The following is a 13,503-nucleotide window of genomic DNA, read 5'->3' on the forward strand; positions in this document are numbered from 1 at the left end:
CCCGTATGAGCTAGGAGCTTATCCAGGCGTTGACGGTTCCGGCCAAGCTCGGGGAATCACGGGAGGGGAATCAGGCGCCCACAGTCGGGCGTCCCGCAGCCGGGCGTCCCGCGATCAGGCGCCCGCGATCAGGCGTCCCGCTTCTTCAGCACCAGGTAGCCGCCGATGAGCGAGGCCACCACCCAGAGCACCATGATCCCGAGCCCGCCCCAGGGGCCGTACGGCGCCTCCTCCGAGTTCATCGCGTCCGGGACGACCCGCATGACCTTCGAGCCGGCCTGGTCCGGGAAGTAGAGCGCCACCTCCTTGGCCTTCGGGACCGCCGAGAGGATGTTCGAGACCAGGAGGAGGAACGGCACCAGGATGCCGAGCGACAGCATCGACGAACGCAGCATCGCCGCCACGCCCATCGAGAACAGGGCGATCAGGCCCATGTAGAGCCCGGCGCCGATCACCGCGCGCAGCACGTTGTCGTCGCCGATCGAGGCACGGTGCCCGCCGAGCAGCGCCTGCCCCAGGAAGAAGGCGGTGAAGCTCGTCGCGAGCCCCACCAGGAGGGCGAGCCCGCCCGCCACCGCGACCTTCGAGAAGAGGAAGGTCGCGCGCTGCGGCACGGCGGCCAGCGAGGTGCGGATCATGCCGGAGGAGTACTCGGTCCCCACCACCAGGACGCCGAAGACCACCATCGCCAGCTGCCCCAGGATCATCCCGGAGAAGCTGATCAGGGTCGGGTCGAAGGTGGCCCTCTCGACCGCCCTCATGTCGTTGAAGGTGGCGTTCGTCAGGGCGCTCAGCCCCGCGCCCATCGCCACCGTGACGAAGAAGGCGCTCGCCAGCGTCCAGACGGTCGACGACACCGTCCGGATCTTGGTCCACTCGGACTGCAGGACCGCGGATGCCACTGCCATCGATCAGGCTCCCTCGGAGGTCGTGCCCCACTGGGGGCCCGGCGCCCCGGCGTCGCTGTGGACGCCGGTGCCGCCGTGTACGTCGGTGCCGTGCGCGTGGTACTCCACCGCGGCGGCCGTCATCTGCATGAACGCTTCTTCGAGGGAGGCGCGCTGGGCACTCAGTTCGTGCAGCACGAGCCCGTTCTCCGCCGCCAGCTCGCCCAGCTTCTCCGTGCTCGCCCCGTCCACCTCGAGGGCGCCGCCGCCCGCCTCGATCACGAGAAATCCGTTGGCGTGGAGCACGTCCCGCAGCCGTTCCTGCTGCGGCGAACGCATTCGCACATAAGTCCGGGAATTCTGCTGGATGAAATCAGCCATCGACGTGTCGGCCAGCAGCTTTCCCTGCCCGATCACGATCAGGTGATCGGCCGTCAGCGCCATTTCACTCATCAGATGGCTGGAGACGAAGATCGTCCGGCCCTCGGCCGCCAACGCCTTCATCAGATTGCGGATCCAGTGAATTCCCTCGGGGTCCAGACCATTGACGGGTTCGTCGAACATCAGGATCTCGGGATCGCCCAGGAGCGCCGACGCGATGCCGAGCCGCTGCCCCATGCCGAGGGAGAAACCCTTCGACTTCTTCTTCGCGACCGCCGTCAGACCCACCAGGTCGAGCACCTCGTCCACCCGGCTCGCCGGGATGCGGTTGGACTGCGCCAGACACAGCAGGTTGTTGTACGCCGAACGGCCGCCGTGCATCGCCTTGGCGTCGAGCAGCGCCCCGATGTACTTCAGCGGCTCGGCCAGGTCCCGGTAGTGCTTGCCGTCGATCCGGACCGTCCCGCTCGTCGGGTTGTCCAGGTCGAGCATCATCCGCATCGTCGTCGACTTGCCCGCCCCGTTCGGCCCGAGGAAGCCGGTGATCACGCCGGGCCGGACCTGGAAGGAGAGGTGGTCGACCGCGGTCTTCGTCCCGTAGCGCTTGGTGAGGCCCTCAAGCTCGATCATGCGTCCCAAACTAAGGGCGCGCAAAACCCCCCGCCACCGGAATGACGGGGGGTCTTTTCTACGCCCGGGGGTGCTTGGCCCTGCGCCCGAGGGATGCTCAGCGCGACTGCTGGGCCGGGACGCCGGCCGTGCGCTCGTCGTCGATCGGGGAGCCGGCCGCCGCCACCGCGGCACCGGTCAGCGTCGCCAGCATCTCGCGGACGTTGGTCAGCTGCGCGTTGATCGAGTCGCGGCGGTTCGTCAGCGCCGCGAGCTCGCGCTCCGATTCCGAACGGATCCGGTCGGCCTTGGCGTTCGCGTCGGCCACGATGTCCTCGGCCTGGCGCTGCGCGGTCTCCACCGTCTGACGGGCCCGGCGCTCCGCGTCCGTGCGCAGCTTCTCGGCCTCCAGGCGGAGCTGCTCGGCGCGGTGCTCGATCTCCGCGAGGCGCTTCTCGGCCTTCGCCTGACGCGAGGCGAGGTCCCGCTCCGACTGCTCGCGGCGCTTCGCCAGGTTCGTCTCGAAGTCCGCGGCGGCCTGGGCGGCCTTGGCGCGGGTCTCCTCGAAGAGGGCGTCCGCCTCCTCGCGCTTCGACTGCGCGTCCTTCTGTGCCTCGGCACGCAGCGTGTTGGCCTCGCCCTGCGCCTTCTCGACGATCCGGACGCCCTCGTCCTCGGCCTTCGCCTTGCGCTCGGCCGCGAAGGACTCCGCGTCGTTGCGCACCTGCTGGGCGGCCGACTCGGCCAGCTCGCGGTGCTGCTCGGCCGCGCGACGGGCCTCCTCACGCAGGTCCTTCGCCTCCTCCTCGGCGAGCCGCAGGATCTTCTCGACACGGGCGCCGAGACCGGCGTACGACGGCTCGGCGTCGGTGACCTGCGCCTGGGCGTTCTGCGTCTCGAGGTGGAGCTCCTCGATCCGCTTCTCCAGAGAGGTGATGCGGGACAGGGCACTGTCGCGGTCGGCCACGAGCTTGGTAATGCGGTCGTCCACCTGACCGCGGTCGTAACCGCGCCGCACGAGCTCGAAGCCGAAGGGGGAGGAAGTGTCGCTCATGGGGTTCCTGTCGAATGAGACCGGTGAGGTGTTAGAGGGAATCCTAGGGGCCGAAGCGGCGTGTCATCGAGCGTATGCCCGTTTGATCTGGAGAATGTCCAGCCTTTTGAGTGGCTAGCCGTCCTGGGACTTGCCACCCGTACGAGTGGAACCCGACGACACACCCGCCTTGACCCCGTCCTTTCCGGCGGACGGCGTCTCGAAAGACTCCAACGCCTCCAGGACGTCCTGGACACGGGAGATCTCGGCATTGATGTCCTTGCGACGACGCGTCAGCACCTCCAGCTCGCGCTGGCCCTCCGCGACCGTCTTCTCGGCCTCGGCCGCGGCCTCCGCACGGATCCGCTCGGCCTCCGCCTTGATGGCCTCGGCCTCCGCGATGAGCGAGGCCTTCTTCTGCTCGGCCTCCTTCAGCAGCCCGTCCGCCTTGCGGACCGCGGCGATCCGGACCTTGCTCGCCTCCGAACTCGCCTCGGAGACCAGCTCCTTGGCCTTCTCCTCCGCCTCGGCGCGCTGCTCCTCGGCCGCCTTCACCAGCTTGTCGACGCGCTCGCCGGCCGTCTTCATCTGCTCGGCCGACTCGCGCCGCGCCCGCTCGTGCAGCTCCTCGATCTCGCCCTCGATCCGGCCCCGCAGCTCCTCGGCCCGCTCCCTTATGGCCGTCGCGTCGCTGCGCGCCCCGACGAGGAGCTCGTCCGCGTCCGTACGGGCCTGCTCCACCAGCGAGTTGCCCTCGACGGTCGCCTCGGCGACGATCCGCTCGGCCTCCTTGCGGGCCGCGCCGACCATCGTGTCCGCCTGCGACTCGGCCTCCGTGGTGGCGCGCAGCGCCTCCTCCTGGGCCTTGGCGACGAGCTGGTCCGCCTGCTCGGCCGCGTCGGAACGCTTCCGGGCCCCGGCCTCGCGGGCCTCGTCGAGGATCCGGTCCGCCTCCTCGCGGGCCTCCGCGCGCATCTGCTCGCCCGCGGCGGCGGCGTCGGCCTTCACGCGCTCCGACTCGGTACGGATCCGCTCGGCGTCCCGCAGGGCCTCCGCGATCGCCTCGGCGCCCTCGGCGCGCAGCCGCTCGGCCTCCTCCGAGGCCGCGGCGACGGTGCGTTCGGCCTCGGCACGGGCGTCCGCGCCGACCGAATCGGCCAGTTCGGCCGCCTCGTTCACGATCCGCTCGGCCTCGGCCGTCGCCTCGCCGACGAGGGTGTCGGCCTGTTCGGCGGCGTCCGTACGGCGCTTGTCGGCGGCCTTGCGGGCCTCGTCCAGGATCTGGTCGGCGTCGGCGAGCGCGGCGTTCCGCAGGGCCTGGGCGTGCGCCTCCCCATCGGCCTTGACCTGCTCGGCCTCCGCGCGCAGCCGCTCGGCGTCCCGCTCGGTCGTCTCGCGCAGCTCGGCGGCCTCGGCCGCGATCCGCTCGGCCTCGGCCGTCGCCTCGCCGACAAGGGCGTCGGCCTGCTCGGCCGCGTCCGCGCGCCGCTTGTCCGCGGCCTGCCGGGCCTCGTCGAGGACCCGCTCGCCCTCGGCACGGGCCTCCGCCCGCAGCGCCTCCGCCTGCGCCTCACCCTCGGCCTTGACCTGCTCGGCCTCGGCCCGGAGGCGCGCGGCGTCCTGCTCGGTCGTCTCCATGAGCTCGACCGCCTCGGCGGTGAGCCGCTCGGCCTCGGCCGTCGCCTCCCCGATGAGCGTGTCGGCCTGCTCGGCGGCGTCCGTACGGCGCTTGTCGGCGGCCTGCCGGGCCTCGTCGAGGACCCGCTCGCCCTCGGCACGGGCCTCGGCCCGCAGCGCCTCAGCCTGCGCCTCGCCCTCGGCCTTGACCTGCTCGGCCTGCTCGAGGAGCTCGGCGGCCTCGGCCGCGATCCGCTCGGCCTCGGTGGTGGCCTCGCCGATGAGGGCGTCCGCCTGCTCGGCGGCGTCCGCGCGTCGCTTGTCGGCGGCCTTGCGGGCCTCGTCGAGGACCTGCTCGGCGTCGGCGAGCGCCGCGTCGCGCAGCGCCTCCGCGTGCGCTTCCCCATCGACCTTGACCTGCTCGGCCTGCTCGAGCAGCTCGGCGGCCTCGGCCGCGATCCGCTCGGCCTCCGCGCGCGCCTCGCCGACCGTCGTCTCGGCGCGCTCGGCGGCCTCCGAACGGATCCGGTTCGCGTCGTCCCGGGCGTCCGCGCGGGTGCGGGCCGCGTCCTGCTCGGCCGAGGCGAGCGAGTCCGTCGCCTCCGTCCGTACCCGCTGCGCGTACTCGGCGGTGTCCGCCCGCAGCTTCTCCGCCTCGGCGAGCGCGTCCGTGACCGTCCGCTCCGCCAGCGCCTTCGCGGCCTCCGACTCCTCCTGGGCACGCGCCCGCGTGGCGGCGGCGTCCTCGGACGCCCGCTCCCGCTCCTCGTACGCGTCGGAGCGGACCCGGTCCGCCTCCTCCTGCGCCTCGGTGCGCGTCCGCTCGGCCGCGTGCTCGGCGGCGGAACGCAGCCCGGCGATCTCCTCCTCGGCCTGCTCGCGCAGCCCGGCGACGGAGTCCCGCACCTCCTGGGCGGCTCGCGTGGCCGCGGCGACCATCTCGGTCGCCCGCGTGTCCGCCTCCTCGACCAGGCGCTGCGCCTCGGCCTGCGCGTCCTCGACCCGCTTGCGGGCGGCCGCGAGGAGCTCCTCGGACTGCTCCCGGGCGTGCTCGCGCTCCCGGCCGGCCTCGGAGCGGGCCGACTCCAGGGTCTCCTCGGCCTCCCGGCGGCGCCGGACGGCCTCCTCCTGCGCGGCGGCAAGGGCCTCGGCGGCCTCGGCGCCCACCCGCTCGGCGGCGGCCGCGGCCTCGGCCCGCAGCCGGTCGGCGGTCTCCTGGGCCTCCGACCTCAGCCGCTCGGCCTCCTCGGAGGCCTCCGTGCGGAGCCGTACCGCCGCGGCCTCGGCCTCCGTACGCGTCGTGGACGCGTCCGAGGCGGCCTCGGCGCGCAGCCGCTCGGCCTCCTGCTCGGCCTGCTCCTGGAGCGTACGGATCCGCTCGGCGGCCTCGGCGCGCAGCCGCTCCGTCTCCTCGGCGGCCTCGCGCCGGATCCGCTCGCCCTCGGCCCGCGCCTCGCTGAGCTCCTCACCGGCGGCCGCGACCTTCGCCTCGGCGTCGGCGTGCAGCCGGGTCAGTTCCTCGGCGGCCTCCGCGCGGCGCGCCTCGGCGGCCCGCTCGGCGTCCGCGCGCAGCCCGGCGGCGGCCTCCTCGGCCGCGGTCTTCACCGACTCGGCCTGCTCCTCGGCCTCGGCGCGCAGCCGCTCGGCCTCGGCGCGGGTGCGCTCCAGGGTCTCCTCGGCCTGGGTGCGGAGCGTCTGGGCGCGCTCCATCGCCTCCGACTTGACCCGCTCGCTCTCGGCGCCGGCCTTGGTGCGCTGCTCCTCGGCGTCCGTACGGGCCTTGGTGAGGAGCTCCTCGGCGGTCTTCGCCGCCTCCTCGATCTGCTGGAGGGCCTCGCGGCGGGCCTCGGAGCGGATCCGCTCGCCCTCGTCGACGGCCTCGGCGCGCAGGGCCTCGGCCTCGCCGCGCAGCCGGCGGGCCTCCTCCTGGAGCTCGACCGTCTTGGCGCGGTACTCCTTGGTGTCGTCCTTGGCCGAGCCGAGCAGTTCGTCGGCCTGCTCCCCGGCCTCGGCGCGCAGCCGGTCCGCCTCGGTCTCGGCCTCGCGGCGGACCCGCTCGGCCTCCTCGGCGGCCTTGCGGGTGGTCTCCCGGGCGTCCTCGGACGCCTTGGTGAGGATCTCCTCGGCGCTGCGGGCGGCCTTGGCGAGCGCGGCGGCGGAGTCCTCGGCGGCGGCCGTGACGGCCTTCTCGGTGGCCTCGGTGACGAGCTTCTCCGCCTGGGCGGTGGCCTCGCGGAGCTTCTCCTCGGCCTCCGCCTTGAGGGCCTCGGCCTCCTTGGTGGCCTCGCCGACGAGCCGGGCGATCTCCGTCTTCGCGGTGCGGGTGCGCTGCTCGTTGACCTGCTCGGCGGAGGAGAGCTGCCGGGCGGCGGCCTCCTTGGCCTCGGTGAGGGCCTTCTCGGCCTCGGCGCGGGCGACCCGGAGCTTCTCCTCGGCCTCCTGCATGCGCTGTTCGGCGGCGCGGGAGAGCTCGGTGGCCTGCCGGCGGGCCTGGTCGGTCTCGGCGGCGGTGGTCGAGCGGAGCTGCTCGGCGTGGCTGGTGGCCTCCTGCGCCTGGCTGGAGGCGGCGCTCAGGAGCCGCTCGGCGTCCTTGCGGGCGCGCAGCAGAATCGCTTCGGCCTCGGCACGGGCGGCCTCCGCCTCGGTGCCGACGCGGCGGCTGGTCTCCTCGGCGAGCCGGGTGGCCTCGGCGCGGGCGGCGGCGAGGGACTGCTCGGCCTCCGCGCGGGACTCCTCCAGCAGGCGGCGGGCCTGGGACTCGGTGCGGGCGCGCAGCTGTTCGGCCCAGGCGACGTTCTCGTTGACGTGCGCCTCGACGGTCTGGCGGCGCTCGTTGAGCTCCTGGTCGAGCTGCTGGCGGCGCTGGACGGCCTCGTTGTGCAGTTCGGCCTGGAGCCGGGCCTGGTGCTCGGCGTGCTCCTGGAGGATGCGCTGGGTCTGGGCGCGGGCCTCGCGCAACTCGCGCTCGGCGTCCTGGCGGAGCTGCTCGGCCTGCGCCTGCGCGTTCCGCAGCAGCTGCTCGGCCTGGTAGCCGATGTCGGCGCTGTCGTACGCGGGCCGGGACGCGATGGTGCGGCGCGCCTCGTGGAGCTTGGCGCGCAAGACCTCGACCTGGTAGCCCAGGTCCTCGGCATGCTGGACGGCCTTCTCGCGTTCGGTCTTCAGCCGGTCCATCTCGGCTTCGAACCTGGCGAGATGGTCGTCTTCAGCTCGGCGGCTCTCCTGGTGTTCGTAGCCCCGCACTGCGCGGTCCCATCCGTCCCCTGGTCGCAACACTCTTACGAGCACGCCCTCACGGCCGAGGACGGACCCCCGGGGAATCGTGGCAGATCGGACGACCCCGACATCCCGACTTCGATGCCGCACGGAGCGGCCCCGACCGGCCCCGGCCCGGAGCCGCCCACTCTACCGGGCCAGGAATCCGGAGGTCAGTGCTCCGCTGAGGAGTGGTCAGCGGACGGCTCGGCCGAGGTGACCAGTTCCGTGAGGACGCCGTGGCAGTCCTTGGGGTGGAGGAAGGTGATCCGGGAGCCCATGGAGCCGATCCGCGGCTGGTCGTAGAGGACCCGTACGCCCTTCTCGCGGATGGCGGCGGCGTCCCCGTCGACGTCGGCCGTGCCGAACGCGATGTGGTGCACGCCCTCGCCGTTCTTGGCGAGCCACTTGCCCACCGCCGAGTCCTCCCGGGTGGGCTCCAGGAGCTGGAGGTACGAGGCCCCGCCGTCCGAGGTCTCGTTGATCTTGAGCATGGCCTCGCGGACGCCCTGCTCCTCGTTGACCTCGGAGTGGAAGACCTCGAAACCGTACGTGGCACGGTAGAACTCGACAGTCTTGTCCAGGTCGAAACAGGCGATCCCGATGTGGTCGATACGCGTCAGCATGGCTCCAGTGCACCGCCGGAACGGTGGTTACGCAACGTGCGCGCGATCACACCATCGGGCCGGTGACCGTTCGCCGCACCGCTCAGTACATTGGCGGTAAACCCTCGTTCACTCCTCATCCCAAGGGGCCGTGCCTCATGTCTGGAACGACCGGTACCACCTCAGTGATCGTCGCGGGCGCCCGCACGCCCATGGGTCGCCTCCTCGGCTCGCTCAAGTCCTTCTCGGGCGCCGACCTCGGTGGCTTCGCCATCAAGGCGGCCCTCGACCGCGCCGGCATCGGCGGCGACCAGGTGCAGTACGTGATCATGGGCCAGGTGCTCCAGGCGGGCGCCGGGCAGATCCCCGCCCGCCAGGCCGCCGTCAAGGCCGGCATCCCGATGAACGTCCCCGCGCTCACCATCAACAAGGTGTGTCTGTCGGGTCTCGACGCCATCGCGCTCGCCGACCAGCTGATCCGCGCCGGCGAGTTCGACATCGTCGTCGCCGGCGGCCAGGAGTCCATGACCAACGCCCCGCACCTGCTGCCGAAGTCCCGCGAGGGCTTCAAGTACGGCGCCATCGAGATGCTCGACGCCATGGCGTACGACGGCCTCACCGACTCCTTCGAGGGCATCGCCATGGGCGAGTCCACGGAGAAGCACAACACCCGCCTCGGCATCGGCCGCGAGGTGCAGGACGAGCTCGCCGCCCTCTCGCACCAGCGCGCCGCCGCCGCCCAGAAGAACGGCATCTTCGAGGCCGAGATCACCCCGGTCGAGATCCCGCAGCGCAAGGGCGAGCCGGTCGTCTTCTCCAAGGACGAGGGCATCCGCGCGGAGACCACCGCCGAGTCCCTCGGCAAGCTCCGCCCGGCCTTCACCAAGGACGGCACCATCACCGCCGGCACCGCCTCGCAGATCTCCGACGGCGCCGCCGCCGTGGTCGTCATGAGCAAGGCCAAGGCGGAGGAGCTGGGCCTGGAGTGGATCGCCGAGATCGGCGCCCACGGCAACGTGGCCGGCCCGGACAACTCCCTCCAGTCGCAGCCGTCCAACGCGATCCTGCACGCCCTCAAGAAGGAGGGCCTGGAGGTCTCCGACCTCGACCTGATCGAGATCAACGAGGCCTTCGCCGCCGTCTCGCACCAGTCCATGAAGGACCTCGGCGTCACCCCCGAAAAGGTGAACGTCAACGGTGGCGCCATCGCGCTCGGCCACCCGATCGGCATGTCCGGCGCCCGTCTGGTGCTGCACCTGGCCCTGGAGCTCAAGCGGCGCGGCGGCGGCGTCGGCGCGGCCGCCCTGTGCGGTGGCGGCGGTCAGGGCGACGCGCTGATCGTGCGCGTCCCCGGCAACGGCAAGTAAGCACCCGGCTCAACCGGCAAGGAGCAGTCGCACATGGTGGACGTCCCCGAACTCGTCGCCCAGGCACGGGAGGGCAGGCCGCGGGCCGTGGCCCGGCTGATCTCGCTCGTGGAGGGGGCGTCCCCGCAGCTGCGCGAGGTGATGGCGGCGCTCGCGCCGCTCACCGGCGGCGCGTACGTGGTGGGCCTGACCGGCTCGCCGGGCGTGGGCAAGTCCACGTCGACGTCCGCGCTGGTCTCCGCGTACCGCCGGGCGGGCAAGCGGGTCGGCGTCCTCGCCGTCGACCCGTCCTCCCCGTTCAGCGGGGGAGCGCTCCTCGGCGACCGGGTCCGGATGTCGGAGCACGCCTCCGACCCGGGCGTCTACATCCGCTCCATGGCCACCCGCGGCCACCTGGGCGGGCTCGCCTGGTCCGCCCCGCAGGCCATCCGCGTCCTGGACGCGGCCGGCTGCGAGGTGATCCTCGTGGAGACCGTCGGCGTCGGGCAGTCGGAGGTGGAGATCGCCTCGCAGGCCGACACCTCGGTCGTGCTCCTCGCCCCGGGCATGGGTGACGGGATCCAGGCCGCGAAGGCGGGCATCCTGGAGATCGGCGACGTGTACGTGGTGAACAAGGCGGACCGGGACGGCGCGGACGCCACCGCCCGGGAGCTCAACCACATGCTGGGCCTCGGCGAGGCGCGGGCCGCGGGCGACTGGCGGCCGCCGATCGTCAAGACGGTCGCGGCGCGCGGCGAGGGCATCGACGAGGTCGTGGAGGCCCTGGAGAAGCACCGCGCCTGGATGGAGGAGCACGGGGTCCTGGCGGAGCGTCGCCGGGCCCGTGCGGCGCGCGAGGTGGAGACCATCGCGGTCACGGCCCTGCGCGAGCGCATCGGCGACCTGCACGGCGACCGGCGTCTGGACGCCCTCGCCGAGCGGATCACGGCGGGCGCCCTCGACCCGTACGCGGCCTCGGACGAGCTGGTCGCGAGCCTGACCGGAAACTGACCTCCGGCACGTACGAGAAGGGCCCCTCCGGTCATCGGAGGGGCCCTTCTCATCTCTGTCAGGTCACGGCTTGCCGCGGCGGCCGCGGAGCTGCTCGGCGACGGGCTTCAGGGACTGGTGGAGGTCGCCGAGGGCCTCGCCGCTGAGCTGGTCGATGAAGTGCTTGCGCACCGACTCGACGTGGTGCGGGGCGACCTTGCGCATGGTGTCCATGCCGTCGTCGGTCAGGACGGCGTAGAGCCCGCGTCGGTCGGACTCGCAGTTCTCCCGGCGTACGAGCCCCGCGTTCTCCATCCGGGTGATCTGGTGGGAGAGCCGGCTCTTCGACTGGAGGGTGGCGGCGGCGAGGTCGCTCATGCGCAGCCGCCGCTCCGTCGACTCCGAGAGGTTCACGAGGATCTCGTAGTCGTTCATCGTCAGGCCGAAGGGCTGGAGGTCCCTCTCCAGCTGGTACGTCAGCATTCTCTGGACGTCCAGGAACGTGCGCCAGGCGCACTGCTCGCCGTCGGTGAGCCAGGGGGTGGCGGTCTCGGTCTCCATGTATGGATTCTACCTAAGAAGTTGAATACTTGACGAAGTCTGGGAGCGCGCGTTCGATGACGTCACACTCCGCAGACTACCGCTCACAGACCGAAGCGACGCTGGAGGTCACCGAGCTGGCCGGGAAGTCGCGGCACCGCACCCAGCGGCCCCTGGCCGGAACCAGCCGCCCCGTGCCCGCCCGGCACCCCCGCCTGCGCCGGCGGCGCACCGATCGACCGCTCCGCCATCAGCAGCTCCGTCGACTGGAGCAGTACCGTACCCGCTCCCACGAACTCGAACTGGTGCTCCTCGCCCGAGGTGCCCCCGATGCCCGTCAGCGCGCGGACGCCGCCCATTACGCCGGTCATGTAGCCGTGGTCGTAATGGTGACAGGGCGAAGGGCAGTCCGCCCAGCCCACCAGCGCCTGCGGGTCCACCCGCAGCGGCGGCTCCATGAAGACCACCGGGCCGTTCGACGCGGCCACGAACTTGCCCGTGCCGATCAGCGTCACGAAGCCCGGCACGATCGACTGCTTCAGCGCCAGCGAGGGCTGGTAGGCCAGCAGATTGCCCGACCGGATCGTCAGATTGCCCTCGTCCAGGTCGTACGAGTTCACGTCGAAGGACCGGTCCGCCAGCAGCATCTTCCCGCTGCCCTCGGCCACCACCCAGTCGCTCGCGTGCAGCGGCGAGTGGAAGGAGGTCCGCACCAGACGGTCGAGCCGCCCGTGCCCGATGCCGTTGAACTCGATCCGCCCGTAGTAGGCGATCATCTTCCCCTTCTGCAGGAACCACTGGGAGCCCTTGAGCTCCACGCAGAAGGTGTACGCATTGACGTTGTCGTCCGACGGCAGGGTCATCGGATCGTGGATCACGGGACCGGTCACAGCTTTTCCTCCGAGGCCTGCACGTACACCACACCGTTGCCGCTCAGCTCCAGCTGGAAGGCCTCGCCCGAGCCGCGCCCCACCATGTCGCGCCAGCCCAGCGCGGTGGACAGCTTGTTCTGCACGTCGCCGCGGTGCGCCACGTACGCCTGCGGGTCGACGTGCACCGGGCGGCCGGGGGCGATCGGCAGCTCGATCACCCCGCCGTGCGCCATCACGGCCACCGAGCCGTGCCCGCGCAGGGTCGTGGTGAACAGGCCCTGGCCGGTCACCTGGCCGCGGACCATGCCCATGATCCCGCCCTGCGAGCCCATGAACATCGTGCCCTGCTCCAGGGTGCCGTCGAAGGCGAGCAGCCGGTCCGCCTCGACGTACAGGGTGTCGCCGGCCAGCGCGACCACGTGGACGTGGTGCCCGCCGTGCCCGAACATCACCGTGCCGTTGCCCTCGACCGACATCAGCGGGGTCGCCTCGCCGGCCACCCGGCGGCCGATCATCGACATCAGGCCGCCCTGGCCGCCCGCCATGTTCGGCGTGAAAGTGACGTCGCCGCGGTACGCGAGCATCGCGCCGCGCTGACTGAACATCCGCTGCCCGGGGATGACGGTCGCCTCGACCATCTTCGAGTTGATCTCGCGGAACGGCATCAGACGTCACCGCCGATCGTGTTCCGCTCGCTCGGCTGGACGTAGACGAGCCCGTCGCCCTCGAAGCGGATCTGGAAGGCCTCGCCGCCGCCCTCGCCCATGAGGGTGCGGAAGGTCACACCCGACTGGAAGTGCTGCTGGAGGTTGCCCTGGTGGGCGATGTACGCGCCCGGGTCGACCTGGAGCGGGTACTGCGGGGTCACCCGCAGCACCACCGCCGGACCGTCCGACATGATCGCCGCCTGGCCCGTGCCCTCGACCGTGGTCGTGAACAGACCGTTGCCGGTGGCGCCGCCGCGCAGCCCCGTGAAGGAGGTGCCGGTGCGCAGCCCCGCGTCCGTGCAGAGCAGATTGCTCGCCTCCACCCAGAGCTTGTCGCCGTGCAGCGAGACGAGGTTGATCTCGGAGGCCCGGTCGGCGAACCAGCAGGTCCCCTGGCCGCGCACCTCCATCACCTCCATCTGCTCACCCGTGAGCCGGCGGGTCACCATGCCGCGCAGGCCCTCACCGCCGCCGCTCATCTTCTTGAACGCCATCTGGCCGTCGTAGGCGACCATCGAGCCGTTCTTCGCCTTGACGGCGTCGCCGGTCATGGAGACCGCGAGCACCTTGCTGCCTTGGAGTCGGAACGTTGCCACCCGAGGAAGGTACTGGGCCCCCGGCTAAAGGGACAGCAAAGTCGCCGTGCACAATGGACGGGCCC

At 72.1% G+C, this 13,503-nt stretch carries 11 protein-coding genes; 2 read left to right on the top strand and 9 right to left on the bottom strand.

The window, feature by feature from the left end; translation table 11 throughout:
- Positions 1 to 128: 128 nt before the first annotated feature.
- The 5 genes from SVTN_RS26015 to mce form a co-directional block, all read right to left on the bottom strand.
- A complete protein-coding gene (locus SVTN_RS26015) occupies positions 129 to 908 on the bottom strand; it encodes an ABC transporter permease (protein WP_041131274.1) in 780 nt (259 codons plus the stop codon).
- A gap of 3 nt (positions 909 to 911) precedes the next feature.
- Positions 912 to 1,898 (bottom strand): ABC transporter ATP-binding protein, encoded by a 987-nt coding sequence (locus SVTN_RS26020; RefSeq protein ID WP_041131275.1) that lies wholly within the window; start codon positions 1,896 to 1,898, stop codon positions 912 to 914.
- Between the two features lie 97 nt (positions 1,899 to 1,995).
- Positions 1,996 to 2,931, bottom strand: coding sequence for a coiled-coil domain-containing protein (locus tag SVTN_RS26025; protein ID WP_030694501.1), 936 nt, complete (start codon positions 2,929 to 2,931; stop codon positions 1,996 to 1,998).
- A gap of 114 nt (positions 2,932 to 3,045) precedes the next feature.
- Entirely contained in the window at positions 3,046 to 7,770 is a 4,725-nt protein-coding gene (gene scy / locus SVTN_RS26030; RefSeq protein ID WP_041131276.1) for a polarized growth protein Scy, read from the bottom strand.
- A gap of 185 nt (positions 7,771 to 7,955) precedes the next feature.
- On the bottom strand, positions 7,956 to 8,408 hold the full coding sequence (mce, locus tag SVTN_RS26035) for a methylmalonyl-CoA epimerase (protein ID WP_041131277.1): 453 nt from the start codon (positions 8,406 to 8,408) through the stop codon (positions 7,956 to 7,958).
- 137 nt (positions 8,409 to 8,545) lie between these two features.
- Between mce and SVTN_RS26040 the strand changes: the two genes are divergently transcribed.
- Both SVTN_RS26040 and meaB read left to right on the top strand, forming a co-directional pair.
- On the top strand, positions 8,546 to 9,754 hold the full coding sequence (locus tag SVTN_RS26040) for an acetyl-CoA C-acetyltransferase (protein WP_078908502.1): 1,209 nt from the start codon (positions 8,546 to 8,548) through the stop codon (positions 9,752 to 9,754).
- Between the two features lie 33 nt (positions 9,755 to 9,787).
- The gene (gene meaB, locus SVTN_RS26045) at positions 9,788 to 10,744 is read left to right on the top strand and encodes a methylmalonyl Co-A mutase-associated GTPase MeaB (protein WP_041131279.1); all 957 of its coding nucleotides are present in this window, start codon (positions 9,788 to 9,790) and stop codon (positions 10,742 to 10,744) included.
- A gap of 63 nt (positions 10,745 to 10,807) precedes the next feature.
- On the opposite strand, the gene SVTN_RS26050 is transcribed toward meaB, so the two are convergent.
- The 4 genes from SVTN_RS26050 to SVTN_RS26065 form a co-directional block, all read right to left on the bottom strand.
- The gene (locus SVTN_RS26050; RefSeq protein WP_041131280.1) at positions 10,808 to 11,284 is read right to left on the bottom strand and encodes a MarR family winged helix-turn-helix transcriptional regulator; all 477 of its coding nucleotides are present in this window, start codon (positions 11,282 to 11,284) and stop codon (positions 10,808 to 10,810) included.
- Positions 11,285 to 11,367: 83 nt separating this feature from the next.
- Positions 11,368 to 12,126, bottom strand: a complete 759-nt coding sequence (locus tag SVTN_RS26055) for an AIM24 family protein (protein WP_052499726.1) — start codon at positions 12,124 to 12,126, stop codon at positions 11,368 to 11,370.
- Between the two features lie 23 nt (positions 12,127 to 12,149).
- Complete coding sequence (locus tag SVTN_RS26060) at positions 12,150 to 12,800, bottom strand: AIM24 family protein (RefSeq protein ID WP_041131282.1); 651 nt, start codon at positions 12,798 to 12,800, stop codon at positions 12,150 to 12,152.
- Positions 12,800 to 13,438, bottom strand: coding sequence for an AIM24 family protein (locus SVTN_RS26065; protein WP_078908503.1), 639 nt, complete (start codon positions 13,436 to 13,438; stop codon positions 12,800 to 12,802). The genes SVTN_RS26060 and SVTN_RS26065 overlap by 1 nt, the downstream gene beginning before the upstream one ends.
- Positions 13,439 to 13,503: the final 65 nt, after the last annotated feature.

It is taken from the genome of Streptomyces vietnamensis (genome assembly GCF_000830005.1).
Classification (GTDB): domain Bacteria; phylum Actinomycetota; class Actinomycetes; order Streptomycetales; family Streptomycetaceae; genus Streptomyces; species Streptomyces vietnamensis.